The 22,470-nt window shown below is 53.9% G+C and carries 22 protein-coding genes, 1 pseudogene and 1 riboswitch; of the genes and pseudogenes, 11 read left to right on the top strand and 12 right to left on the bottom strand.

All coding sequences use genetic code 11. The annotated features are described in order from the left end of the window. The first annotated feature begins 127 nt into the window (after positions 1-127). Positions 128-277, top strand: a riboswitch (molybdenum cofactor riboswitch). The 5 genes from moaA (at position 265) to HMPREF3119_RS16680 (ending at position 3,365) form a co-directional block, all read left to right on the top strand. Further along, entirely contained in the window at positions 265-1,248 is a 984-nt protein-coding gene (moaA, locus tag HMPREF3119_RS16700; protein WP_070580360.1) for a GTP 3',8-cyclase MoaA, read from the top strand. It overlaps the preceding riboswitch by 13 nt. Before the next feature lie 25 nt (positions 1,249-1,273). Next, positions 1,274-1,753 (top strand): cyclic pyranopterin monophosphate synthase MoaC, encoded by a 480-nt coding sequence (gene moaC, locus HMPREF3119_RS16695; RefSeq protein WP_004235693.1) that lies wholly within the window; start codon positions 1,274-1,276, stop codon positions 1,751-1,753. Then, the gene (gene moaD / locus HMPREF3119_RS16690) at positions 1,750-1,995 is read left to right on the top strand and encodes a molybdopterin synthase sulfur carrier subunit (protein WP_004235695.1); all 246 of its coding nucleotides are present in this window, start codon (positions 1,750-1,752) and stop codon (positions 1,993-1,995) included. The genes moaC and moaD overlap by 4 nt, the downstream gene beginning before the upstream one ends. A 3-nt stretch (positions 1,996-1,998) precedes the next feature. Next, positions 1,999-2,454, top strand: a complete 456-nt coding sequence (moaE, locus tag HMPREF3119_RS16685) for a molybdopterin synthase catalytic subunit MoaE (RefSeq protein WP_004235696.1) — start codon at positions 1,999-2,001, stop codon at positions 2,452-2,454. 200 nt (positions 2,455-2,654) lie between these two features. Continuing rightward, positions 2,655-3,365: a Bax inhibitor-1/YccA family protein gene (locus HMPREF3119_RS16680; protein WP_024474125.1), complete on the top strand. Its 711-nt coding sequence runs from the start codon at positions 2,655-2,657 to the stop codon at positions 3,363-3,365. A 63-nt stretch (positions 3,366-3,428) separates the two neighbouring features. Here the strand turns inward: HMPREF3119_RS16680 and HMPREF3119_RS16675 are convergent, their stop codons facing one another. Genes HMPREF3119_RS16675 through cecR form a run of 5 tightly spaced genes read right to left on the bottom strand, consistent with a single transcriptional unit; the run spans position 3,429 to position 9,148 of the window. Next, entirely contained in the window at positions 3,429-4,526 is a 1,098-nt protein-coding gene (locus tag HMPREF3119_RS16675) for an ABC transporter permease (protein ID WP_004241654.1), read from the bottom strand. A 10-nt stretch (positions 4,527-4,536) separates the two neighbouring features. Then, entirely contained in the window at positions 4,537-5,673 is a 1,137-nt protein-coding gene (locus HMPREF3119_RS16670; protein ID WP_004235701.1) for an ABC transporter permease, read from the bottom strand. After that, positions 5,670-7,415, bottom strand: coding sequence for an ATP-binding cassette domain-containing protein (locus tag HMPREF3119_RS16665; protein ID WP_070580358.1), 1,746 nt, complete (start codon positions 7,413-7,415; stop codon positions 5,670-5,672). The genes HMPREF3119_RS16670 and HMPREF3119_RS16665 overlap by 4 nt, the downstream gene beginning before the upstream one ends. Before the next feature lie 9 nt (positions 7,416-7,424). Next, positions 7,425-8,423, bottom strand: coding sequence for a secretion protein HlyD (gene hlyD / locus HMPREF3119_RS16660; protein ID WP_036414170.1), 999 nt, complete (start codon positions 8,421-8,423; stop codon positions 7,425-7,427). A gap of 38 nt (positions 8,424-8,461) precedes the next feature. Then, positions 8,462-9,148, bottom strand: coding sequence for a CerR family C-terminal domain-containing protein (gene cecR, locus HMPREF3119_RS16655; protein ID WP_004235704.1), 687 nt, complete (start codon positions 9,146-9,148; stop codon positions 8,462-8,464). Positions 9,149-9,362: 214 nt separating this feature from the next. Between cecR and rhlE the strand changes: the two are divergent. From rhlE to HMPREF3119_RS16640, 3 genes and pseudogenes are all read left to right on the top strand, one after another. Continuing rightward, positions 9,363-10,710 (top strand): annotated as a pseudogene (gene rhlE, locus HMPREF3119_RS16650) (ATP-dependent RNA helicase RhlE). A gap of 12 nt (positions 10,711-10,722) precedes the next feature. Next, positions 10,723-11,667 carry a tRNA dihydrouridine(16) synthase DusC gene (gene dusC / locus HMPREF3119_RS16645; protein ID WP_004235706.1) on the top strand — a complete coding sequence of 315 codons (945 nt, stop codon included), beginning with the start codon at positions 10,723-10,725 and terminating at the stop codon, positions 11,665-11,667. A gap of 84 nt (positions 11,668-11,751) precedes the next feature. Beyond that, positions 11,752-12,000: a GlsB/YeaQ/YmgE family stress response membrane protein gene (locus HMPREF3119_RS16640; protein WP_004235708.1), complete on the top strand. Its 249-nt coding sequence runs from the start codon at positions 11,752-11,754 to the stop codon at positions 11,998-12,000. A 56-nt stretch (positions 12,001-12,056) separates the two neighbouring features. Here the strand turns inward: HMPREF3119_RS16640 and sseA are convergent, their stop codons facing one another. Together sseA and HMPREF3119_RS19455 are read right to left on the bottom strand one after the other, a co-directional pair. Continuing rightward, complete coding sequence (gene sseA, locus HMPREF3119_RS16635; protein WP_004235710.1) at positions 12,057-12,896, bottom strand: 3-mercaptopyruvate sulfurtransferase; 840 nt, start codon at positions 12,894-12,896, stop codon at positions 12,057-12,059. A 32-nt stretch (positions 12,897-12,928) separates the two neighbouring features. Continuing rightward, positions 12,929-13,078, bottom strand: coding sequence for a hypothetical protein (locus HMPREF3119_RS19455; protein WP_168162294.1), 150 nt, complete (start codon positions 13,076-13,078; stop codon positions 12,929-12,931). A 187-nt stretch (positions 13,079-13,265) separates the two neighbouring features. Between HMPREF3119_RS19455 and dinG the strand changes: the two genes are divergently transcribed. Then, positions 13,266-15,374 carry an ATP-dependent DNA helicase DinG gene (dinG, locus tag HMPREF3119_RS16630; RefSeq protein ID WP_070580356.1) on the top strand — a complete coding sequence of 703 codons (2,109 nt, stop codon included), beginning with the start codon at positions 13,266-13,268 and terminating at the stop codon, positions 15,372-15,374. Positions 15,375-15,389: 15 nt separating this feature from the next. Here dinG and HMPREF3119_RS16625 read toward each other — a convergent pair whose 3' ends face one another. From HMPREF3119_RS16625 to rhtA, 3 genes are all read right to left on the bottom strand, one after another. Next, positions 15,390-16,094, bottom strand: coding sequence for a fimbrial biogenesis chaperone (locus HMPREF3119_RS16625; protein ID WP_036417054.1), 705 nt, complete (start codon positions 16,092-16,094; stop codon positions 15,390-15,392). Positions 16,095-16,427: 333 nt separating this feature from the next. Beyond that, the gene (gene dps, locus HMPREF3119_RS16620) at positions 16,428-16,931 is read right to left on the bottom strand and encodes a DNA starvation/stationary phase protection protein Dps (protein WP_046024221.1); all 504 of its coding nucleotides are present in this window, start codon (positions 16,929-16,931) and stop codon (positions 16,428-16,430) included. Between the two features lie 142 nt (positions 16,932-17,073). Continuing rightward, positions 17,074-17,973 carry a threonine/homoserine exporter RhtA gene (gene rhtA, locus HMPREF3119_RS16615; RefSeq protein WP_004235720.1) on the bottom strand — a complete coding sequence of 300 codons (900 nt, stop codon included), beginning with the start codon at positions 17,971-17,973 and terminating at the stop codon, positions 17,074-17,076. Between the two features lie 248 nt (positions 17,974-18,221). Between rhtA and HMPREF3119_RS16610 the strand changes: the two genes are divergently transcribed. Both HMPREF3119_RS16610 and HMPREF3119_RS16605 read left to right on the top strand, forming a co-directional pair. Continuing rightward, positions 18,222-18,797, top strand: coding sequence for an LOG family protein (locus HMPREF3119_RS16610; protein ID WP_070580354.1), 576 nt, complete (start codon positions 18,222-18,224; stop codon positions 18,795-18,797). A 12-nt stretch (positions 18,798-18,809) separates the two neighbouring features. Next, a complete protein-coding gene (locus HMPREF3119_RS16605) occupies positions 18,810-19,271 on the top strand; it encodes a GNAT family N-acetyltransferase (RefSeq protein WP_070580352.1) in 462 nt (153 codons plus the stop codon). 56 nt (positions 19,272-19,327) lie between these two features. On the opposite strand, the gene HMPREF3119_RS16600 is transcribed toward HMPREF3119_RS16605, so the two are convergent. After that, positions 19,328-21,049 (bottom strand): amidohydrolase, encoded by a 1,722-nt coding sequence (locus HMPREF3119_RS16600; protein ID WP_004235724.1) that lies wholly within the window; start codon positions 21,047-21,049, stop codon positions 19,328-19,330. 27 nt (positions 21,050-21,076) lie between these two features. Continuing rightward, positions 21,077-22,429: an APC family permease gene (locus HMPREF3119_RS16595; RefSeq protein ID WP_015422557.1), complete on the bottom strand. Its 1,353-nt coding sequence runs from the start codon at positions 22,427-22,429 to the stop codon at positions 21,077-21,079. Positions 22,430-22,470 lie beyond the last annotated feature (41 nt).

The following is a 22,470-nucleotide window of genomic DNA, read 5'->3' as shown; positions in this document are numbered from 1 at the left end:
ATCCGTTCCTTTTCCCGGAGGCCCGGTAACTCGTTGTATAATAAGATATATAGCGTATTTATCATGGTAATTCCCGCAGGGCAACGCTAGAATCAACTCACTTAGCGTGGTTATTAACAGCATTAATGACAACGATTAACTCCTAGCCTTCACACCTACGTTTCAGGTCGGAACCGGAAATAGGGTGAGCTGGCCGTGACACTCACGAGTGCCACCAGGGTGCAGGATAGAAATGTCCGCATCTCCCGTATTTGGAAAGGTGTTATGACTGAACAACTGACAGATCCCTTTGCGCGCAAATTTTACTATCTGCGCCTCTCCGTGACAGACGTTTGCAATTTCCGTTGCAACTATTGTCTGCCTGATGGTTATAAACCAAACGGACACAAATCCTTTCTTTCTCTCGGCGAAATCCGCCGGGTGACCCGCGCGTTTGCTCAGCTGGGCACGGAAAAAATCCGTCTGACCGGCGGTGAGCCGACCATGCGCCGCGATTTTACCGATATCGTTGCCGCTATCCGCGAAAATGAGAATATCCGCACCATTGCCGTGACCACCAACGGTTACCGCATGGCACGGGATATCCGCGACTGGCGTGCCGCCGGGCTGAGCGCCGTGAATGTCAGTGTGGATAGTCTCGACCCGCGCCAGTTTCATGCTATCACCGGGCAGGATAAATTCATGCAGGTGATGAGTGGTATCGATGCCGCGTTTGAGGCCGGTTTTGAGAAGGTAAAAGTGAATGTGGTGCTGATGAAGAATGTCAATGACATCCATCTGCCTGCATTTCTGAACTGGATTAAAGACCGCCCGATCCAGCTGCGTTTTATCGAATTGATGGAAACCGGTGACGGCAGCGATGTATTCCGCCGTTTCCATATCTCCGGCAATGTTATCCGTGCCCGTCTGTTACAGGCAGGCTGGCAGCAGGTGGCGCGTGCCCGAAGTGACGGCCCGGCACAGGTGTTCAGTCATCCGGATTATCAGGGCGAAATCGGCCTGATTATGCCGTATGAAAAAGACTTCTGCCAGAGCTGTAATCGTCTGCGGGTGTCCGCGGTCGGTAATCTGCATCTGTGCCTGTTCGGCGAGCAGGGGATCACACTGCGTGATCTGCTGGCGGAAGACGGACACGATGCGGAGCTGAAAGCACGGCTTCAGCGCGCATTGCAGCACAAACGCGGAACCCATTTCCTCCATCAGGGGGACAGCGGTATTACCCCGAATTTATCCGTTATCGGCGGCTGATCCGCCGGTCATATCAGGAGTTTACATGTCTCAACTCACCCATATTAATGCGGCGGGCGAAGCCAACATGGTGGATGTGTCCGGAAAGCAGGAAACTGTCCGCGAAGCGCGCGCCGAAGCCTTTATCACCATGGATGCCAAAACCTTACAGATGATTATTGACGGCAACCATCACAAGGGGGATGTCTTTGCGACAGCCCGTATCGCCGGTATCCAGGCCGCTAAACGAACCTGGGATCTGATCCCGCTGTGTCACCCGCTGATGCTGAGCAAAGTGGAGGTTCAGCTGAGCGCGGAGCCGGACACATCCCGTGTGCGTATTGAATCCTGCTGCCGCCTGACCGGTAAAACCGGGGTGGAGATGGAAGCCCTGACTGCGGCTTCTGTGGCGGCACTGACGATTTATGATATGTGCAAAGCGGTGCAGAAGGATATGGTTATCGGCCCGGTGCGTTTACTGGAAAAAAGCGGCGGGAAATCAGGACATTTTAAGGCGGACGCATGATTAAGGTACTGTTTTTCGCGCAGGTGCGCGAGCTGGTGAATACCGATGAGCTTTCTCTGCCGTGTGATTACGCCACAGCGGAAGATTTGCGGGCCGCGCTGTGTGAGCGCGGTGAACGCTGGGCACTGGCGCTGGAATCCGGCAAACTGCTGTGTGCGGTGAATCAGTCTTTTGTGCCGTTGTCGCACCCGCTGACAGACGGTGACGAAGTCGCGTTCTTCCCGCCGGTCACCGGAGGCTGAGCCATGAATAATACCCGGATTGCTGTTCAGACGGACAATTTCAGTGTCGGTGAGGAATATCAGTGGCTGGCCGGTTGCGCGGATGACGGCGCAGTGGTCACATTCACCGGTAAAGTCCGCAATCATAACCTGGGTGATAATGTGGCGGCTCTGTCGCTGGAGCACTACCCGGGCATGACCGAAAAAGCGCTGGCGGATATTGTCACACAGGCGCGTGAGCGCTGGGAATTACAGCGGGTGACGCTGATCCACAGGGTCGGCAGTTTATACCCGAATGATGAGATTGTGTTTGTCGGTGTCAGCGCCGCCCATCGCGGCATGGCATTTGAAGCGGCTGAATTTCTGATGGATTACTTAAAAACCCGCGCGCCGTTCTGGAAAAAAGAGACATTGCCGGAAGGCGGTACCCGCTGGGTGGATGCCAGAGAAAGCGACCAGAAAGCCGCAGATCGCTGGTAATTTACCGCTGATAACCTCCTGATCGCCGGATTTTTTCCGGCGGCTGTACATCAGGTTAAAAATATTCTCTGTTTGTAAAGAAATGGGGAGAATTCCTGACAGTTTGCCTGCTGGCAACACCCTTTTTATGTGATAATCTATAGTCCTTGGTCGTTTATCATCCGATAAACAATTTGATACAGATGAAAGGGTTATCCATCATGGACCGATTTCCTCGTTCTAACGGCTCGATAGTTTCACAGGCGGGCTCCGGTATTCAGGCTTATATGGCCCAGGTTTACGGCTGGATGGCGTGCGGCCTGCTGCTGACTGCCTTCGTCGCCTGGTATTCGTCTAACTCGATGGCGATTATGAGCTTTGTTTTCTCCAGCAAAATCACCTTCTTCGGCCTGATTATTGCTCAGCTGGCACTGGTCTGGGTTATCTCCGGCATGGTTGAGCGCCTGAGCGCGTCCATGGCGACCGGGCTGTTTATGCTCTATTCCGCACTGACAGGGCTGACGCTCTCCAGTATCTTTATCGTGTATACAGATGCATCTATTGTCAGCACCTTCTTTATCACGGCAGGGATGTTCGGTGCGCTGAGTATCTACGGCTACACCACCAAGCGCAGCCTGTCCGGGATGGGTAACTTCCTGTTTATGGGGCTGATTGGTATTATCATCGCGTCACTGGTTAATATCTGGCTGAAAAGCGAAGGTATGACACTGATCATCACCTATATCGGTGTGATTGTGTTTGCCGGTCTGACCGCGTATGACACCCAAAAACTGCGTGAGCTGGGTGAGCAGATTGACAGCAACAACAAAGACACCATGCGCCGCTATGCGATCGTGGGTGCGCTGTCGCTGTACCTGGATTTCATCAACCTGTTCCTGATGCTGCTGCGCCTGCTGGGCGACCGCCGCTAATCACAGACAGCGCAGGATGTAACAATAAAAGGCCGGTGAAAACCGGCCTTTTTGCGTTCTGATTTACGCAATCTTGCGCCGGAACAACGCATAGGCAGCCGAACCGGTGGTCACGGCGATCACCAGCAGAGGCCAGAGGCTCTGGCGGATAACACTGAAATCCGCATCTTTGAGGTAAATCTGTTTGGTGATTTCATTAAAATGACGGATAGGATTGATCCAGGTGATATGTTGCAGCCAGACCGGCATATTCTCCACCGGGGCAATATAACCGGACAGCAGCACGGCAGGCATCATAAAGACAAACACGCCGATAAAGGCCTGCTGCTGGGTGGCGGAGAGTGCGGAGATTAACAGACCGAACCCGACCAGCGACAGGCCGTACACCATCATGGTGAAATAAAACAGGATCAGTGAACCGGAGAAGGGGATGCGGTAAGCGAAAATGCCGATCACCAGCACAATACTGGCCTGGACCGTGGCCACTATCAGTGCCGGAACTGCCTTACCAACAAAGATTTCACCGGTGGTCAGCGGCGAAACCAGCAACTGATCCAGCGTACCCTGTTCCCGCTCACGGGCAACAGAGAGAGAGGTGACAATCATCACGCCGATGGTGGTGATCAGCGCCACCAGCGACGGCACGATAAACCATTTGTAATCCAGATTCGGGTTATACCAGTTGCGCACCACCAGCTCACTGGTGACCGCCTGCGGCATCCGCTCCTGCTGGTAATGCGCGGTGATTTGCTGAACATAATTGGCGGCAATCTGCGCACTGTTGGAGTTTCGTCCGTCGAGCAGGATTTGCAGCTGTGCCGGTTTCTGTGCGGCGAGCTGTGCACTGAAATTCTGCGGGAAATGCACCAGCAGCAGGGCTTTGCGGTTATCAATCACATCCTGTACATCATGCCGGTTCTGGATCAGCAGCACATCAGAAAACGCACTGGCTTTGGCAAACTGCTGGGTCAGTTCAATGGATGCGGGGCCTTTGTCCTCATCATAAATGGCGATAGTGGCGTTGGTGACTTCCAGCGTTGCCGCCAGCGGGAACAAAATCATCTGAAAAATTACCGGTACGATCAGGATCGTACGGGTCTGCCGCTCTCGGAGAAGTAATTGCAGCTCTTTGATAATTAAGGTGAGTATCCGGTGAAACATGGCAGTCTCCTTAATCAAGCCGGCGGCGGGTTTTCAGGGCGGTCAGGCCGATAAACACAAGCGCTGACAGGATCAGCAACACCAGATTACTGATAATCACCGGCATAATATTACCCGCCAGGAACAGTGTCTGCAGGCTTTCCACAAAGTAGCGCGCCGGGATCACATAAGTTACCACCTGTATCGCCACCGGCATACTGTCAATTTCAAACACAAAGCCGGACAGCATAATCGCAGGCAGAAATGCGGCGTTCAGCGAAATCATAGCCGCGTTAAACTGATTGCGGGTCACGGTGGATATCAGCAATCCCATACCAAGCGCGGTGGCGAGATAGAGGGAGGTCACCAGGGCCAGAAGCCACAGCGAGCCGTGATACGGCACATCCAGCACATACACGGTCACCACCATACACAGCACCATGACAAAGCTGCCGAGCACCTGATACGGCAGCAGTTTGGAGAGCAGCAGTTCCGTTTTGGTTACCTGAGTGGAAAGCAGGGCTTCCATGGTGCCGCGCTCCCATTCCCGTGCCACCACCAGTGAGGTCAGGATAGCGCCGACCACGGTAATAATGATGCTGATAGCGCCCGGTATAATAAAATGCTGGCTGATAGCCGCAGGGTTAAACCAGTAGCGCAGCCGGACATCAACAGGCGGTTCACTGCTGATCCCCCGATCCTGTGCCCGCTGCTGCTGCCAGATCTGCCAGATACCGCTGGCATAGCCCTGCACAAAGTTAGCGGTATTGGGCTCGCTGCCGTCCGTAATCACCTGAATCTGTGCGATATCGCCCTGACGGGCCAGACGTTTGTCCAAATCCGCCGGGAGCACCACAATACCGCGGATATGCCCCGCCTGGAGTTTATCAATTAATTCACGGCGGTTATCACTGAGGGTGGCATCGATAAACGGAGAGCCGGTAAAGGCATTGATCAGCTCCCGCGCCGGTTCGCTCTGCTGATTTACCAGGATCCCGAGGCGCAGTTTTGATGAATCCAGATTGATACCGTAACCAAAAATAAATAACAGAATCAGCGGGATCACAATCGCGATCAGGGCACTCGACGGGTCGCGGACAATCTGTTTGCTCTCTTTGATGCACAGCGCCCGCAGACGGCGCCATGAAAAACCGGAAGGTGTGCTCATGATGCAGCCTCCTGTGCGCTTTCTTTGTCATACTCCTCGACCAGCCCGATAAAGGCATCTTCCATTGACGGATCAGGACGGGTGTCATCAGCCACCGAGGCTTTCAGCTCATCGGGGGTACCGGCGGCAATTATTTTGCCGTGATAGACCAGCCCGATACGGTCACAATATTCCGCTTCATCCATGAAGTGAGTGGTCACCATCACGGTCACGCCTTTATCCACCATGCCGTTAATATGCAGCCAGAATTCACGGCGGGTGAGAGGGTCAACGCCGGAGGTGGGTTCGTCGAGAAAGAGAATATCCGGTTCATGCATCAGGGCACAGGCCAGCGCCAGCCGCTGTTTGAAGCCGAGCGGCAAATCTTCGGTGGTCTGGCGCAGGATCGGGGTGAAATTAAAAGCATTTACCATATCATCGATTTTCTGCTGCTGCGCTTTGCCGCGCAGCCCGTAAGCGCCGGAGAAAAATCTCAGATTCTGGGCGACCGTCAGATTGCCGTAGAGAGAAAACTTCTGCGCCATATAACCCAGGCGGCTGCGGGCTTTGGCTGAGCTGGTTTTTAGATCCAGCCCCAGCACCAGAGCGCGGCCGCTGCTCGGGATCATCAGGCCGCACATCATCTTAAAGGTGGTGGATTTGCCCGCACCGTTCGGGCCGAGCAGGCCGAAAATCTCCCCGCGTTTGACCTGAAAATCCACATGATCGGTCGCGGCAAAATCACCGAATTTTTTGGTCAGGCTGATGGGTTCAATCACGGTTTCACCCGGTGCCGCCGGGATCTGCGGCATAATCTGCGCCAGCTGTGAGCGGTGGGAAGGACCGCCGCCGAGCAGATCAATAAATGCATCCTCAAAACGAGGCTTAGCAGGCAGCAGCTCTGCATCCGGGCATTTCAGCGCGCTGAGCAGGGTGCGGGTATCGGCCTGTGGTTTTACAATCAGCCGGACATAACGTCCCTGAATAACACCATCAGACACCTGTGGCTGAATCAATGCCTCCTGTAAGATGCGGCGGCGTTCACCGGGGGCTGTGGAGAGCAGGAAAGAGCGGCCTTCCATCGTTTCTGTCAGTTGTGCCGGTTTGCCCTCATAAATGACTTTTCCCTGATTGAGCAGCAGCACGTCGCGGCACTGTTCTGCCTCATCCAGATAAGAGGTACTCCAGAGGATCAGCATGCCGTCATCGGCGAGAGAGTGCACCATACGCCACAGTTCGCGGCGGGCGATAGGATCGACCCCCACACCCGGTTCATCAAGCAGCAGCACCTGCGGCTGCCCGAGCAGTGTGCAGGCCAGTCCGAGCTTCTGTTTCATGCCGCCGGAGAGTTTGCCCGCCATGCGGCCGGTAAAACGGGTCAGGTCAGTAAAGGTCAGCAGGCGGTCAAAAACAGCCTGCTGTTCATGGTGCGGCAGACCGCGCAGTTCGGCATATAAACGGAGGTTTTCCATCACGGACAGATCTTCATACAGCCCGAATTTCTGCGGCATATAACCGAGCTGTGCGCGTAAAGCCACACTGTCCTCAATCGGATCAAACCCGGCTACGCGGATCTCCCCGCTGTCTGGTTTCAGTAATCCGGCCAGCATGCGGATGAGGGTAGTTTTCCCGGCACCGTCCGGCCCGGCAAGCCCGGTCACACCGCCGCCCCGGATGGTGGTGGTCAGCCGGTCAACTGCCGGATTATCAAGGCCGGGAAAGCATTTTTCGACGGCACTGAGGGAGATAGTGATGTCTGGCATCGTCTCTCCTTACGGCTGCTGCTCTTCATTATCAAAGCGGATAGTGACCGGCATCCCCTGACGCAGCAGCGGGTCGGCATCCGTCACCACAATGCGCAGACGGTAGACCAGATCTGTCCGCAGTGCCGGGGTTTCAACGGATTTCGGGGTAAACTCGGCAGTCGGGGAGACGAATCCGACATGCCCGTGATACGGTTTGCCCGGGCGGCTGTCGGTTTCCAGTAATACTTTACGGCCGGGCTGTGCCTGTCCCAGCTCGCTTTCGCTGACATACGCCCGTACCCACACCGGATTGGTCAGTGTCAGGGTGAACACGGTGCTGCCTGCCGGTAAAATCGTGCCGGGCTCGATGGCGCGGGTCAGAATAGTACCTGCTGCCGGTGCGGTCAGCCGTGTGTCCGCCAGGTCAAGCTGTGCCTGCTCCACGGCGGCTTCAGCCTGTTTCAGCTGTCCGCGCGCTTCGGCAATCTCTTCTTTGCGGTAACCGTTTTCCAGCTGGTTCAGTTTGTCCTGTGAGGCTTTCAGTGCCGCATCGGCCTGATTGCGCTGATTACGGGCATTCTCCAGGTCATTGGCGGAGATGGCACGGCTTTTCATCAGTCCGGCCTGGCGCTGATAAAACTGACGGGCAAATTCCGCCGCTGCCGTATTACGGGCAACATCGGCTTTTGCCTGCGCGATTTCTTCCGGGCGGTAGCCGGTTTCCATCATCAGTAATGCCGCCTGTGCGCTGTCCCGTACCCCTTCCGCTTTCAGCAGGGCGTGACGGTACGGTGTATCATCCAGCATACCGAGCAGCTCACCGGGCTGAACCGCCGCCCCTTCATCCGCATTCAGGGATTGCAGTTTGCCGCCGACACGAAAACCAAGATTCACCGTCCGGATATCCACATTACCGTACAGCAGTACAGGCCCCGACGGGCGTGACTCCCACCAGTACCATCCGCCGGCACCGGCCAGCAGGATCAGAATAATGATAAATATCCCGGTTTTTTTCATTGGCTTCATGAATTGATTCCTGGTGAGTTATCAGAGACAGCGGTGTATCAGTTGCGGTAATGCTGCTTTAATCCGCTGAGCAGCAACCGGATATGTTCCCGCAGCACATCATTGATCATGTCATACTCTTTCGGGCCGATATTATCCCAGCCGGTCTGGCGCAGCAGGTTTTCCCGTGCCAGACGGAAAGATAAAATCTCACCCATCAGAGCGTGTGTATGGATCAGCGTATTGATATGCCCGTCCGGCAGCCCGGTATAACGGGCGACAAGCCTTGCCTGGCGGGTAAAAATCGCAGACAGCGCCTGCTCGTGGATAAGCGTGTAAGCTTTGGTCGGAATTAACTGCTCGCGCGACATAATCCGGCTGATATTAATATTACTTTTCTTCAGTACCAGCTCATTGTAGGCAAGAAAACTCAGTTCAATCAGTTGCAGACAGCGGCTTTCATCCCGTTCGTCAGCGCCGTTTTCCAGAAACAGATCAATTTCTTCAATGACAGGACGGAATTCATCACGGATAATGTCGGCAATATGCTGTGCAACGGCCAGATACAACCCGTCTTTTGAGCCGAAATAATAAGCAATAGCTGCGATATTTTGATCCGCACGTTGTGCAATCTGGCGAGTAGTGGCACTATTTGGGCCGTTCAGTCCGAAAATCTCAATAGCGGCTTCCAGTAAAGCGAGTTTGGCTTGTTCGCCTCGCGGCGTATTAGTCGTATTGACTGACATGGCGTATATCCTTATGGGTGTGTCGGCATAAACGAGAGATCAATCATATGATTAACTGTATGCTCATCAGTATCTGTTGTAAATGAGCAGTAAGCAACGGATTGATCACAGACGTATTTTATCGATATTTCTTCCGGAGTGACGGATTAATTTTCGACATTCAATTATCAGCAGGCCCCGCAGACAACAGACCGGGGCGGAGTCTTAACAATTCATGAGTTTTTCATCATTACCATTATGCCCGGAAATTCAGAAGGCCGTCGCAGAGATGGGCTACGAACAGCCGACCCCGATTCAGATGCAGGCCATTCCGCAGGTTCTTGCCGGACATGACTTATTAGCCAGCGCACAAACCGGTACCGGAAAAACCGCCGGTTTTACCTTACCTATCCTGCAATATTTACAGGATAATCCGCGCAAAGGCGGCGGGCGTCCGGTCCGCGCGCTGATTTTGTCCCCGACCCGTGAACTGGCCGCTCAGATCGGCGAAAACGTCCGCGAGTACAGCCGCCATCTGCGCACCCGTTCGCTGGTGGTCTTCGGCGGGGTGAGCATCAACCCGCAAATGATGAAACTGCGCGGCGGCGTGGATATCCTGATTGCCACTCCGGGCCGTCTGCTGGATCTGGAACATCAGAATGCCGTGGATTTATCCAAAGTCGAAATTCTGGTGCTGGATGAAGCTGACCGCATGCTGGATATGGGCTTTATCCATGATATCCGCCGTGTTATCAAAAAATTACCGGTGAAACGTCAGAATTTACTGTTTTCCGCGACATTCTCCAATGGTATCAAATCTCTGGCGAATACCATTCTGAATAATCCGGTGACGGTGGAAGTTTCCCCGCGCAACAGTGCCTCACAGCAGGTCACACAGTTTGTTCATCTGGTGGATAAAAAACCGCAAAGCAGAACTGCTGGCGCACCTGATTGGCCGTGATAACTGGGAGCAGGTGCTGATTTTCACCCGCACCAAACACGGTGCCAATCGTCTGGCGGAATTCCTTAACGACAGCGGCATCAAAGCGGCGGCTATCCACGGTAATAAATCCCAGGGCGCACGTACCCGTGCACTGGCGGATTTCAAAAGCGGCGCTATCCGCGCTCTGGTCGCGACTGATATCGCGGCACGCGGTCTGGATATCGAGCAGCTGCCGTATGTGGTGAACTATGAACTGCCGAATGTGGCGGAAGATTATGTCCACCGTATCGGCCGTACCGGGCGTGCGGAGGCTACCGGCCTGGCATTATCACTGGTATGTGTCGATGAGTATGACTTATTACGTGACATTGAAAAACTGCTGAAAAAGCAAATCGAGCGGATGGCTGAACCGGGTTACGATCCGGATCCGTCCATCAAAGCCGAACCTATCCAGAAAGCGAAGCAGGGTCGCGGCGGCAACGGCCGTTCCGGCGGAGGACGTCAGGGCGGACAGGGTCGCAGCGCCGAAGGCCGCGGTAACAGCGGTGGCGGTGACAAACGTCCGCCGCGTCCGCGTCAGCACAAACCGCGTTCCGGCAACAGCGACTCCGGCAGCCCGTGGGGTAACCGGGGCAAATAACGGAACCGGCTCATGCGTGTTCTTTTAGCACCAATGCAGGGGGTCTTAGACCCCCTCGTCCGTCATCTGCTGACGGCGGTGAATGACTATGATCTCTGTATCACCGAGTTTGTCCGTGTGGTGGATATGCTGCTGCCGGAGAAACTGTTTTTCCGTCTCTGTCCGGAGCTGGAAAACGGCGGTCTGACCGAATCCGGTACGCCGGTGCGGATCCAGCTGCTGGGGCAGTTCCCGCAATGGCTGGCGGAAAATGCCGCACGTGCGGCGGAACTCGGCTCGCACGGGGTGGATCTCAACTGCGGCTGCCCGTCCAAAACAGTGAACGGCAGCGGCGGCGGGGCGATGCTTCTTAAAGACCCGGAGCTGATTTATCAGGGCACCAAAGCTATCCGTGAAGCGGTACCGGCACATCTGCCGGTGTCGGTGAAAGTGCGGCTCGGCTGGAGCAGCAATGCGCACCAGTTTGAAATCGCCGATGCGGTGGCACAAGGCGGGGCAACCGAGATCACGGTGCACGGGCGCACCAAAGAAGCAGGTTATCGCGCGGATTTGATTGACTGGCCGGCGATCGCAGCTATCCGTCAGCGGCTCTCCATTCCGGTGATTGCCAACGGCGAAGTCCGTGACTGGCAGAGTGCGCAGCAATGCCTGGCCGTGACCGGCTGTGATGCGGTGATGCTCGGGCGCGGAGCGCTCAATGTGCCGAACCTGAGCTGTGTGGTTAAATATAACGCGCCCTTTATGCCGTGGCCGGAAGTGGTGGCATTACTGTACCGCTACACGCAGCTGGAAAAGCAGGGTGATACCGGGCTGTACCATGTGGCGCGTATCAAACAGTGGTTCAGCTATCTGCATAAAGCCTATTCGCAGGAAGCGGATGAACTTTTTGCCGTGATCCGCCCGCTGAAAGATTCTGCCTCGATTGCACAGGCGATTGCCCGGGCTCAGGGTGCATAAAATTTGCTTTTTTTGCCATATCGCACTTTAATTGACAGGTGAGCCGGATTTTTTCTTAACCCGTTAATACAGCAGGAGGTACTGATGAATTTTCTGTCCTGGATTATTTTTGGCCTGATCGCCGGTGTGCTGGCGAAATGGATTATGCCCGGAACCTATAGTATCGGCATTATTATGACGATTGTACTGGGTGTTGTTGGTGCTGTTGTCGGGGGATATATCAGTGTTTTCTTCGGCAAGGGGCGTGTCGACGGGTTTAATTTCGGCAGCTTTGTGGTAGCGGTGATCGGTGCGATGGTGGTGCTGTTTCTCGCCGGGAAGTTTGCGGGCTGACAGCCGCATAACAGATTTAAAAAATGCCGGAGCAGCTGACGCGCTCCGGCATTTTTTTATGGTTCAATCGGCAGGGTGTCTGAGCCGCCCCATTCCGCCCAGGAACCGTCATACAGACGGACATTCTGATGGCCGGTGAGTGTCAGCGCCAGCAGCAGTATGGCGGCTGTCATACCGGAACCGCAGGACACCACCAGGTATTTGCTTAAATCCACACCCGCATCACGGAATATCTGCTGAATCTGCGTCGGGGATTTGAAGATCCCGTTCTCCACCAGGGTATTCCACGGTACATTGCAACTGCCGGGAATATGGCCTGAACGCACGCCGGGACGCGGATCCGGTGCCAGCGCCTGAAAACGGTCGGCAGAACGGGCATCGACAATCTGAATTTCCGGATCCGTAATTGCCAGCAGCACATCATCTTTATTTACCGCATTATGACGCTGAAACTCCGGCACAAAGGTTTTCGCCTGCGGCAGCGGCAGCTCACCGCTTTCGGTGGTATAACCGGCACCGGCCCAGGCATTCAGTCCGCCCTGTAAAATACGCAGATTTTTCACACCGAAGGTTTTCAGTGTCCACCAGGCGCGCGGGGCGGAAAACAGGTTACCCTGGTCATAAATAATCACCATGGTGTCATTATCGATCCCGAATTCACCGGCAGCCTGTGCGAACACTTCCGGTGACGGCAGCATATGCGGCAGCGGGGAAGAGAGATCAGCCACTTTGTCCAGATCAAAATAGTGTGCGCCCGGAATATGGCGCTCAAGCCATAACTGATGGCAATCTGCGGGCTGACCAGGCGGCGCTTTGCTGACATCGAGCACAACAAGATTGTCGTCATTCAGGTGCGTGTGCAGCCAGTCTGCGGTCACAAAATAGTCTCGGTACATCGCAATTAACCTCGTTAGCAGGACGCAGAGAGCTACCGGGTTTCTCCGGTGGTTGTTTCCTGCGCCGTGGATGGAGTCACAGGGGCAACCGAACGATTATACATATTCATTCCGGCAAGAAAAACGCCGCCGAGGGAGCCGAAGGCAAAAATAAAAATGAAAATAATCAATAATTTCTTCATAGATGTATTCTGGTCTTATCTGGTGGAGCCTGTCTGCCGGACAAATCCGGGGGCTATGTTGATTAATTGTAACAAACTATTGAAGCAACCGTATGCAGAAAATGAGCGGTAACGGCCCGGACATGCTGATTTTTTTTCTGTAGTGTGAAACAATAGCGCCCTGTTTATTTATCCATAGGTTTTTCAGATGCCCCTTTCCGCCACCGTCAAACAACAAATCAGCGCCTGGTACAAAGCCCTGCCGGAGCAGATTGACGGCTTTGTCCCGCGCGCCCCGCAGCGGGAAATGATTGCGGAAGTTGCCCGGACGATGGCGGGTGATGAAGGACGGCATCTGGTGATTGAAGCCCCGACCGGGGTGGGAAAAACCCTCTCTTATCTGATCCCGGGCATTGCGGTCGCGCGGGAACAGCAAAAGCTGCTGGTGATCAGCACCGCCAATGTCGCGTTGCAGGATCAGATCTACAGCAAAGATCTGCCGCTGCTGGCAAAAATTATCCCTGACCTGCGTTTTACCGGTGCGTTCGGGCGCGGGCGCTACGTGTGTCCGCGCAATATGGCGGTGATCGGCGCGGCGGAAGGGGAACAGATCGACCTGATGCTGCTGCTCGAAGACAAGGCAGATGTGGCAACGGCCTCTGAACGCGATACTGTGCGCAAGCTGCAGAATGATTTTACCTCTTTCGGCTGGGACGGCCTGCGCGATCACCACAAAACCTCCATTCCGGACAGCCTGTGGCGCAAAATCAGCACTGATAAACTCAGTTGTCTCGGCCGCAACTGCCAGTATTACTCGCGCTGTCCGTTTTTCCTGGCGCGGCGTGAAATTGAAAGTGTGGATGTGGTGGTCGCCAACCATGCGCTGGTGATGGCGGCAATGGAGAATGAATCGGTTTTGCCGGAAAGCAAAAAACTGCTGCTGGTGCTGGATGAAGGACACCATATCGCTGATGTGGCCCGTGATTCCCTGGAAGTGGAAGGGGATATCACCCTGGTATCACTTCAGGCGCAGCTGGACAACCTTTCCCGCTTTGTCACTCAGTATCTGCAACAGTTCCGTCCGCTAAAACCGCCGAAACTGGCGGACAGCGCCTGTCTGCAAAAACATCTGGACGCGATGTCAGATGTGTACCGCGATATGGCGATGTACACACAGGCGCTGCTGCCGGAGCAGGCGGCGGATCCGCACTATTTGTTTCCGCTCGGGGAACTGCCGGAACCGCTGACGGCAGCGGCTCAGCAACTGTCAAAACAGACGGATGCTCTGCACAGCATGGTGGAGGGGATACTCAGTGATCTGAACGAACAGACGGCAAAACAGGATATTGTCCGTCTGCACCGCGCCATCCTCACGGCCGGAAAGTTCCTCGGTGCACTGGAAAACAGCGCCAAACTGTGGCGTCTGGCGGCGCTGTCGGAAATCTCACACGCGCCGGTCTCAAAGTGGCTCAGCCGCCGCTATGAAAAAAATCAGTCTCACCTCTGGTTCCACTGCGCGGGGATCCGCGTCAGCGAACAGCTCGGCCACCTGTTATGGCGCAATGTACCGAATATTGTGGTGACCTCGGCAACCCTGCGTTCACTCAACAGTTTCAGCCGGTTACAGGAAATGACCGGGCTGAGTGAAAAGGCGGACGACCGCTTTGTGGCTCTCGATTCTCCGTTTGATCACTGCCGTCAGGGGCGGCTGGTGATCCCGAAAATGCATTATGAACCGACACCGGCCGATGAAGCCGCACATATCGGGGAGATGGCGCGTTATTTCCGCTCCCAGCTGGCGTCCGGTGAACACCGCGGCATGCTGGTGCTGTTTAACAGCCAGCGGGCAATGGATCTGTTTCTCACCCATGTGACGGATTTACGTCTGCAACTGCTGGTGCAGGGGGATCAGCCCCGTTACCGGCTGGTGGAAACCCATTGTCAGCGGATCCGGGACGGGCAGAACAGTGTGCTTATCGGCCTGCATTCTTTTGCCGAAGGTCTTGATCTGAAAGGGGATTACCTGACTCAGGTGCATATTCACAAAATCGCGTTTCCGCCGGTCACCAACCCGGTGATTATCACGGAAAACGACTGGCTGAAATCCCTGAACCGCTACCCGTTTGAAATCCAGAGCCTGCCGGGAGCGTCATTTACGCTGATTCAGCAGGTCGGGCGGCTGATCCGCAGTCATCAGTGTCACGGGGATGTGGTAATTTACGACCAGCGCCTGCTGACCAAACGGTACGGCAGCAGGCTGCTTAATGCATTACCGGTCTTTCCGATTGTGCGGCCGGATATTGAACCTGAAAAATAATTAAACGGGTGAGCGTTATTCTGCTGTGGCGGTAAAGGTTACGTTACCGCCCTGATCATTGATATTACTGACAGTCAGATGGTCACCGCGTTTAACCGTTCTTTTTACCACTATTTCCGAACTGCTTTTCGGTTGCAGCATAAAGGATTTATGCAGTATTTGTTTTTTATCCGCCAGGGTGATTTCCGTAATGGTAATGTGGTACGGCGATGTATTATTGACCCGTATTGAATGACTGCCGGACTGAAATGACACCCGCTGTGAGGCAGTGTTTCTGTCACTTAATCCGGCAGGGCGGTAAAAGACTTTAAACCGTGAACGGACGGCCAGTTGTCCTGAGTTTTTTTCCTTCAGCGATGATGTTTCACTGACCGGCGGAATATCAAGAATATTCAGCCGCCACAGGCTTTTTCTGTCTGACGGCATACTGTTTTTATCTGTCAGCCGTATACGTAAAATCTGTTCTGCTCCGGGATTGATGCATGAAACAGGCGGGGTCAGCTCAAACGGCGTGACCGGCAATTTCGCGGGCAGAGCCTCGGAATCGCCCGGGTCAAGCCAGTACTGAACAAATGCCGCAGTGGCGGATTCATTATTTATCCGTGCCGTAATATCGTGAGCACCTTTCGGATAAATATACCGTGTGCTATTCGCACTGATACCGTCAGCGAAAGAAAAGGCACTGATAAAATACCCGATAAATAACAGATATGATTTCATTTTATTTCCCCGCTGTGCACGAAGAAATACACAGACAGGTATTATTACTGAGAAAATTACCTGCCATGATTACGTATTAACGTATTCCCTTTATTTCATTTAATTTTATGCGTTTTTTTGTTTTTGAAATACGTATGTTTTCTTGGTTTTGTTTATTACGGAATACCGTTAATACCGAAAAATAATAAGCAAAAAAAACCGCCCGGAGGCGGTATAAAGGGTAGGATTGACTCACTAGGTCTTACTGTTTTTATTGTCTGCGACACATACTCACACATGAGATGTTTATTTCAGCACCGTAACCCGCCGGCTGCGGTGCCGTATTTCTGACGATTATTCGATATTGGCTTCAATGAACCACAGATACTGGTCGAGGTCGCGGGAGGCGGCAGTAAACATATCTGCGGTATTTTCATCCTCAACGCGGCTGACGGCACGGCGGATATCGTTGGCAACAATCGCATAACGGTCGGCCAGTGCTTTCAGGTGATCCTGCACAGTGTGGATATCGGTCGGATAAGCCGGTAAAGCAGAGGCTTTACTGATCGCCTGTGAAGTACCGAGTGCCACACCGCCGAGCTGAACAGCGCGTTCGGCAAAAGTATCCAGGTGGCTGTTCAGGCTGTCGCGGAAGCCGTCCAGCATTTCATGTACAGCAATGAAATTACGGCCGCGCAGATTCCAGTGCGCCTGTTTGGTCATCAGCGACAGGTCGATAAACTGCAGAACCTGATGATTCAGTTCATCAATGGTTTCCTGCTTAATATCATCAGTGACATCGTTACGGGTGTACACTAAGTGAGAAGCTGTGGTTTTCACTAATTTCGCGGTGCTCATTATTGTTCCCCTTATTTATTCCGTTAAACATCTTTGTTTCGATGGGGTTACTATAGGGCAGCGCAGATGATAGTTAAATTCGATTAAATCTATAGAATCGATAGGCAAACCGGCACGAGGCCGGTTTCAGTATGGCGGGTGATTACTCAACAGCTTTGATTTTTGACTTTGGTTTGATGGTCAGTGCCGCGCCCATGGAGGCGATGACAATGCAGCTCAGCGCCAGCCATTGTGTGAATAACAGATGCTCGCTCAGGAAGATAATACCCACCATTGCGCCAATTACCGGCTCAAGGCTCATCAGTATGCCGAATGTCCGTGTCGGCAGGCGGGTCAGTGCCACCATCTCCAGCGAGTACGGGAAGGCCGTTGATAAGATAGCCACCGCCACCCCGACCGGCAGTACCGCCCAGCTGAACATCACACTGAGATCACTGTGATAAGCCCCTACCGGAAAAAAAATCAGTGCGGCGATAAGTGAGCCGACGGAAACCGTGGCTGCGCCGTAAAAGCGTCCGGCCCGCTGGCCGAAGATAATATAGAGTGCCCAGCCCGCCCCGGCACCCAGGGCATACAGCATCCCCACCGGATCCAGCTGATTAATCTGTCCGATCTGCTCACCGAGCGGCAGCAGAAAGGCGAGACCGGCGATCACCAGAATAATCCAGAGATAATCCGTTATTTTCCGTGCCCCGAACATAGCAACCGCCAGCGGCCCGGTAAACTCCAGGGCGACTGCAATCCCGAGCGGAATGGTGGACAGCGCCAGATAGAACAGATAGTTCATCGCCCCGAGCGAGAGGCCGTATCCCAGCATCGGCAGCAAAGACTCACGGGTAAAACGCAGCCGCCAGGGTTTAAAAATCACCAGCAGAATCGCTGTACCCAGCAGTAATCGCAGGGCGGTCACACCCGGGGCACCAATAACCGGAAACAGGGTTTTCGCCAGTGAGGCACCGCTCTGAATAGAGATCATCGACAGCAGCAATAAGCCGATCGGTAACCACGGAGAACCACTTTGCTGGCGGGGAGACGCAGACATGAAGAACCTCGGGAGCAATAAAAATGCGGTGAGACAATTAGTTATGTTGAATTGCATGCAAAAGGCAGAACTCGTCCTGCAATCTTAGCGGGGCGGCTGACGGATAGCAATTACTGATTTAAGAGGATATTAATCCGCAGACAGCGATTGCCGGGTAATATAGCAAAATCTGACGAGTGCTATCTTCAGACCGCTTGCGTATACTGACTGCCGGATTTTCATTTCATCACGATAAGGACAGGGCAGATATGCGGGATATTAAACGAATAGCAGTCTATTGCGGATCAGCTGCAGGTGCATCAGAGATTTACCGCCTTGAGGCCGTGAAATTTGCCCGGATTCTGGTTGAGCAGGGAATTACCCTGGTTTACGGTGGTGCCAGTGTGGGGATCATGGGGACGGTGGCGGATACCGTACTCCGCGAAGGCGGGAAGGCCATCGGCGTGATCCCGGCATTGCTGGAAGGACGGGAGATTGCTCATAAAAACCTGACTGAGCTTCATCGCGTCAGCACCATGCATGAACGTAAAAGCAAAATGATTGAACTGGCGGACGGCTTTGTCGCGCTGCCGGGCGGCTTCGGTACCCTGGAAGAGTTTGCTGAGGTCTTTACCTGGAGTCAGATCGGGCTGCATCAGAAGCCGGTCGGGATGATGAATATCAATAATTATTATGACCCGCTGCTGTCTCTGATCAGCAAAATGACCGATGAGCAGTTTATGCAGGAAAAATACCGCCATATGGCGGTAGTCGAAACTGACGGTAACGCGCTTATCCGCCGCTTCCGTGACTATGAGGCACCTGCGGTCAAAACCTACGATTAACCGGAGAATACTATGATAATCCGCCCTGCCGCACTGAATGACACTGATCGCATTGCTGAGCTTTATCAGCAGTTATTTACTCTGATGGCGGATTATCAGCCCGACCGCTGGCGCCCGGCGCAGCAGGATCGCGGATTTATCGAAAACGCTGTGACAGATGAAAAGTTCTGTCTGCTGGTGGCGGAAACGGAAGGGCATATTGCCGGGTTCGCCTTTGCGCAGACGCAGGTTACCTCACCTTATACCTGTGTGGTGCCGCGTCGTTTCGGTTATATCTTTGATATTGTGGTTGATCCGGTGGTACGCGGACAGGGCACCGGAAAAAAATTACTGGATGCTGTTAAAGACTGGTCAAAGGCACAGGGCCATACGCATCTGGAGTTGTCAGTGCTGCCGGAAAACACCGGTGCCATGCGTTTATATGAGCGCGAAGGCTATCAGCCGGTGATCCACACACTGGCGATTAAGCACTGAGATAAAAAAACCTCATCGCAGGATGAGGTTTTGGTTTATCAGACTGCGGATTACCGTCAGTTGGTCAGATGAACGGTTTTACCGCCGACAATGGTGCGCAGTACTTTCACATTGGCAATATCATCAGCAGGTATCTGAAACACATTGCGATCCAGCACGATCATATCAGCCAGTTTGCCCGGCTCCAGGGAACCGAGAATATCTTCCCGGTGCTGAGCATAAGCCGAGTCAATCGTGGCGGCACGCAGCACTTCCGTGACAGTCAGGTCCCGGTCGGTGTCCAGACGCTGTGCGGGCTGACCGTTGACCGGATGACCACGGCGGGTGGCGGCCACTTTCAGATCATACCATTCATCAAAATCATCAATCGGCCAGTCACTGCCGAACGCAACGACCGCACCGGCATCAATAAACTTACCGATAGGCTCCAGCTGCTGAAAACGGGTTTCACCGATCATATTGCGGGTGAATTCCGCCAGTTCCGCAGTCGGTGCCGCCCACTGGAAGGAGAGGCAGGCAATGGTGCCGAGTCTGGCGAAACGCGCGTAATCTTTGGCATCCACCAGCTCATTGTGAGCCAGTCCCGGACGGATATCTTTGCCCGGATGCGCAGCCCGCATTTTTTCGATGCCGTTGAGCACCATATCAACCGCACCTTCACCGACAGTATGCAGATGCGGATCGTACCCGGCAGCTGCGATACGTTCGAGCAGGGCATCGATCACCTCTGAAGTGAAATAGAGATCACCGTAATTTTCTGTCTCACGCCAGTCCGGTTGTGCCGGGGTGCCGTGATTGATGCGGTACGGTTTCAGCAGGGAGGCGGTCATGGTCGGGAACTGAAGCACACCATCAACAAACATTTTAATGTTTTTTACCGCGATGCCCGGTTCCGGGCCCCATTCAGGCTGATGATAGCGCTCCGCAAAGGCAACGGCGTTTTGCACGGCCTGCGGCACGGATGCCACATCCGGCGCATCATCCGGCGTGATTTCACGGGCAGCCTGCACACGCAGTGTCAGTTCACCCTGCTCCTGTAATGCACGGAACGCATCCAGCTGTAATTCTGCCACACGTGCATCCATGACCATGGTGACGCCCTGTTCATTGAGGACTTTCTGCACCAGACGGGCGACATCCACTGCGCGGTCAGCCTGAATGGAGGGAATACTGTCTGCCGCACGCATCGCCGGGGCATCCTCAAGAATTCCGTTCAGTTCACCATTGGCGTGTTTGCCGATTTTACCGTCACTCGGTGCCGGGGTTTCTCTGGTGATGCCGAACAGCTCCAGCGCACGGCTGTTGGCAAGCAGGGTATGGCAGTCATTGGAGAACAGCACGACAGGGCGGCGGGTATTGAGCTTGTCCATATCTTCGCGGTACATATCAATACCGGCCGGTAACATGCCCTGACGCAGCCAGGCGGTCACTTTCAGCCAGTCGTTTTCGCCGGTGCGCGGATCATTATCCAGATGCGCCTGCACACGGGCGAGGATCTCATCAATGGTCAGGGATTCATAATTCAGATGGCAGCCGAACAGCTGAATACCGCCCCAGAACGGGTGCATATGACCATCAATAATCCCCGGCATCATCATTTTGCCGTCGAGGTCGATAAACTGTGTATGCTCACCACGGAATGCTGCCATGTCATCATTATCACCACAGGCAAGAATACGGCCGTCAGCAATGGCGATGGCCCCGGCGACGCGGTTTTCCGCATCCGCAGTATAGATATAACCGTTGTGATAAATAATATCAGCGGCAGTCATTTTCATTATGCTCTCCAATCCTCATCAACAGAGTTAATTGATAATTAAGTGAGTTTCTTCTTCCGTGATTGACGGCGGACGGCGGGTAAAGAAGCGGGTGATCACACCGAGGTATACCACACCGATCCCCAGCCAGATCAGGCCGACAGTCAGTGCCTGCGCATCCAGGCTGGTCCACAGCCACAGGGTCAGCAGCACCCCGATAGCCGGTACCACCAGACAACGCAGGATCACAGCAGCCGTCAGCGGTTCTTTCCGGTCAATAATAAAGTGTTTGATAACACACAGATTTACAAAGGTAAATGCAATCAGTGCGCCGAAGCTTATCATGGACGCCACCAGGCTCAGGGAGAGCACCAGCGCCATCAGTGAGGCGAGGGCGACAAACAGGATCGACAGTACCGGAGTGTTGAATCTGGCATGCAGACGGGCAAATACTGAGCGCGGCAGCACCCCTTCACGGCCCATAGCATAAAAAATCCGCACAATACTGGCCTGGGATGTCATCGCGGAGGCAAACACGCCGATCACATAGGCAGTAATAAAGGAGGACGCCATCAGTGCACCACCGACTTTTTCCATCACCTGAATACTGGCGATATCGGTGTTCGGCAGGAAATCACGCCACGCCGGATAGCTCAGGTGTGCGGCGTAAGAGATAATGATAAATAATGTCCCGGCAATAAACACGGTATAGAGGATTGCTTTCGGCAGCGCCCGTTTGGCGTCTTTGGTCTCTTCCGCCATGGTGGAGATGGCATCAAACCCGAGGAATGCGAGACACAGAACCGCCGCACCGGCAAACAGCCCGGACACCTGATCAGACATCACCGTCAGCGGGGCGAGCAGCGCCTCTTTATCCAGTGTGAACGCGGAACTGAAGCTGAGATACAGGAACAGCGTGATAAATATCAGCTGCATCACAATGATCAGCATATTCATCGAGGTGACCAGTTTGATCCCGAGAATATTCAGCACAGAGACAATCACAATGGTGGAGACGATAATCAGCTCCATCGGCACCGACGGCAGGGCTTCATGCACAAAAATACCGATGGCGATATAGTTGATAATCGGCAGAAACAGATAATCCAGCAATTGCGCCCAGCCGACCAGAAACCCGGTATTCCCGCCGAAGATTTTCTGGACATAGGAATACGCAGAGCCGGCCAGCGGCAGTGTGCTGGTCATTTTACAATAGCTGAGTGCGGTAAACAGGACGGCTGTCAGAGTAATAATATAAGCAACCGGTAAATGACCTTCACTGAGGACGGTAACCTGTCCGTAAGTTGTGAAGATACCAAGGGGCACCATATAGGCGAGCCCGAAGAAAACCAACGCGGGGGTATTTAAGACGCGTTTCATCTGCACAGTATTCTGTTGCATTTTTACAGCCCTTCCCAATAGCCTGAAACATGCCGCGGATA

This window comes from Morganella sp. HMSC11D09 (assembly GCF_001807955.1).
In the GTDB taxonomy this organism is placed as follows: Bacteria; Pseudomonadota; Gammaproteobacteria; order Enterobacterales; family Enterobacteriaceae; genus Morganella; species Morganella morganii.
Note: the sequence above shows the minus strand (reverse complement) of the source record. Positions and strands in the feature narration are given on the sequence as shown.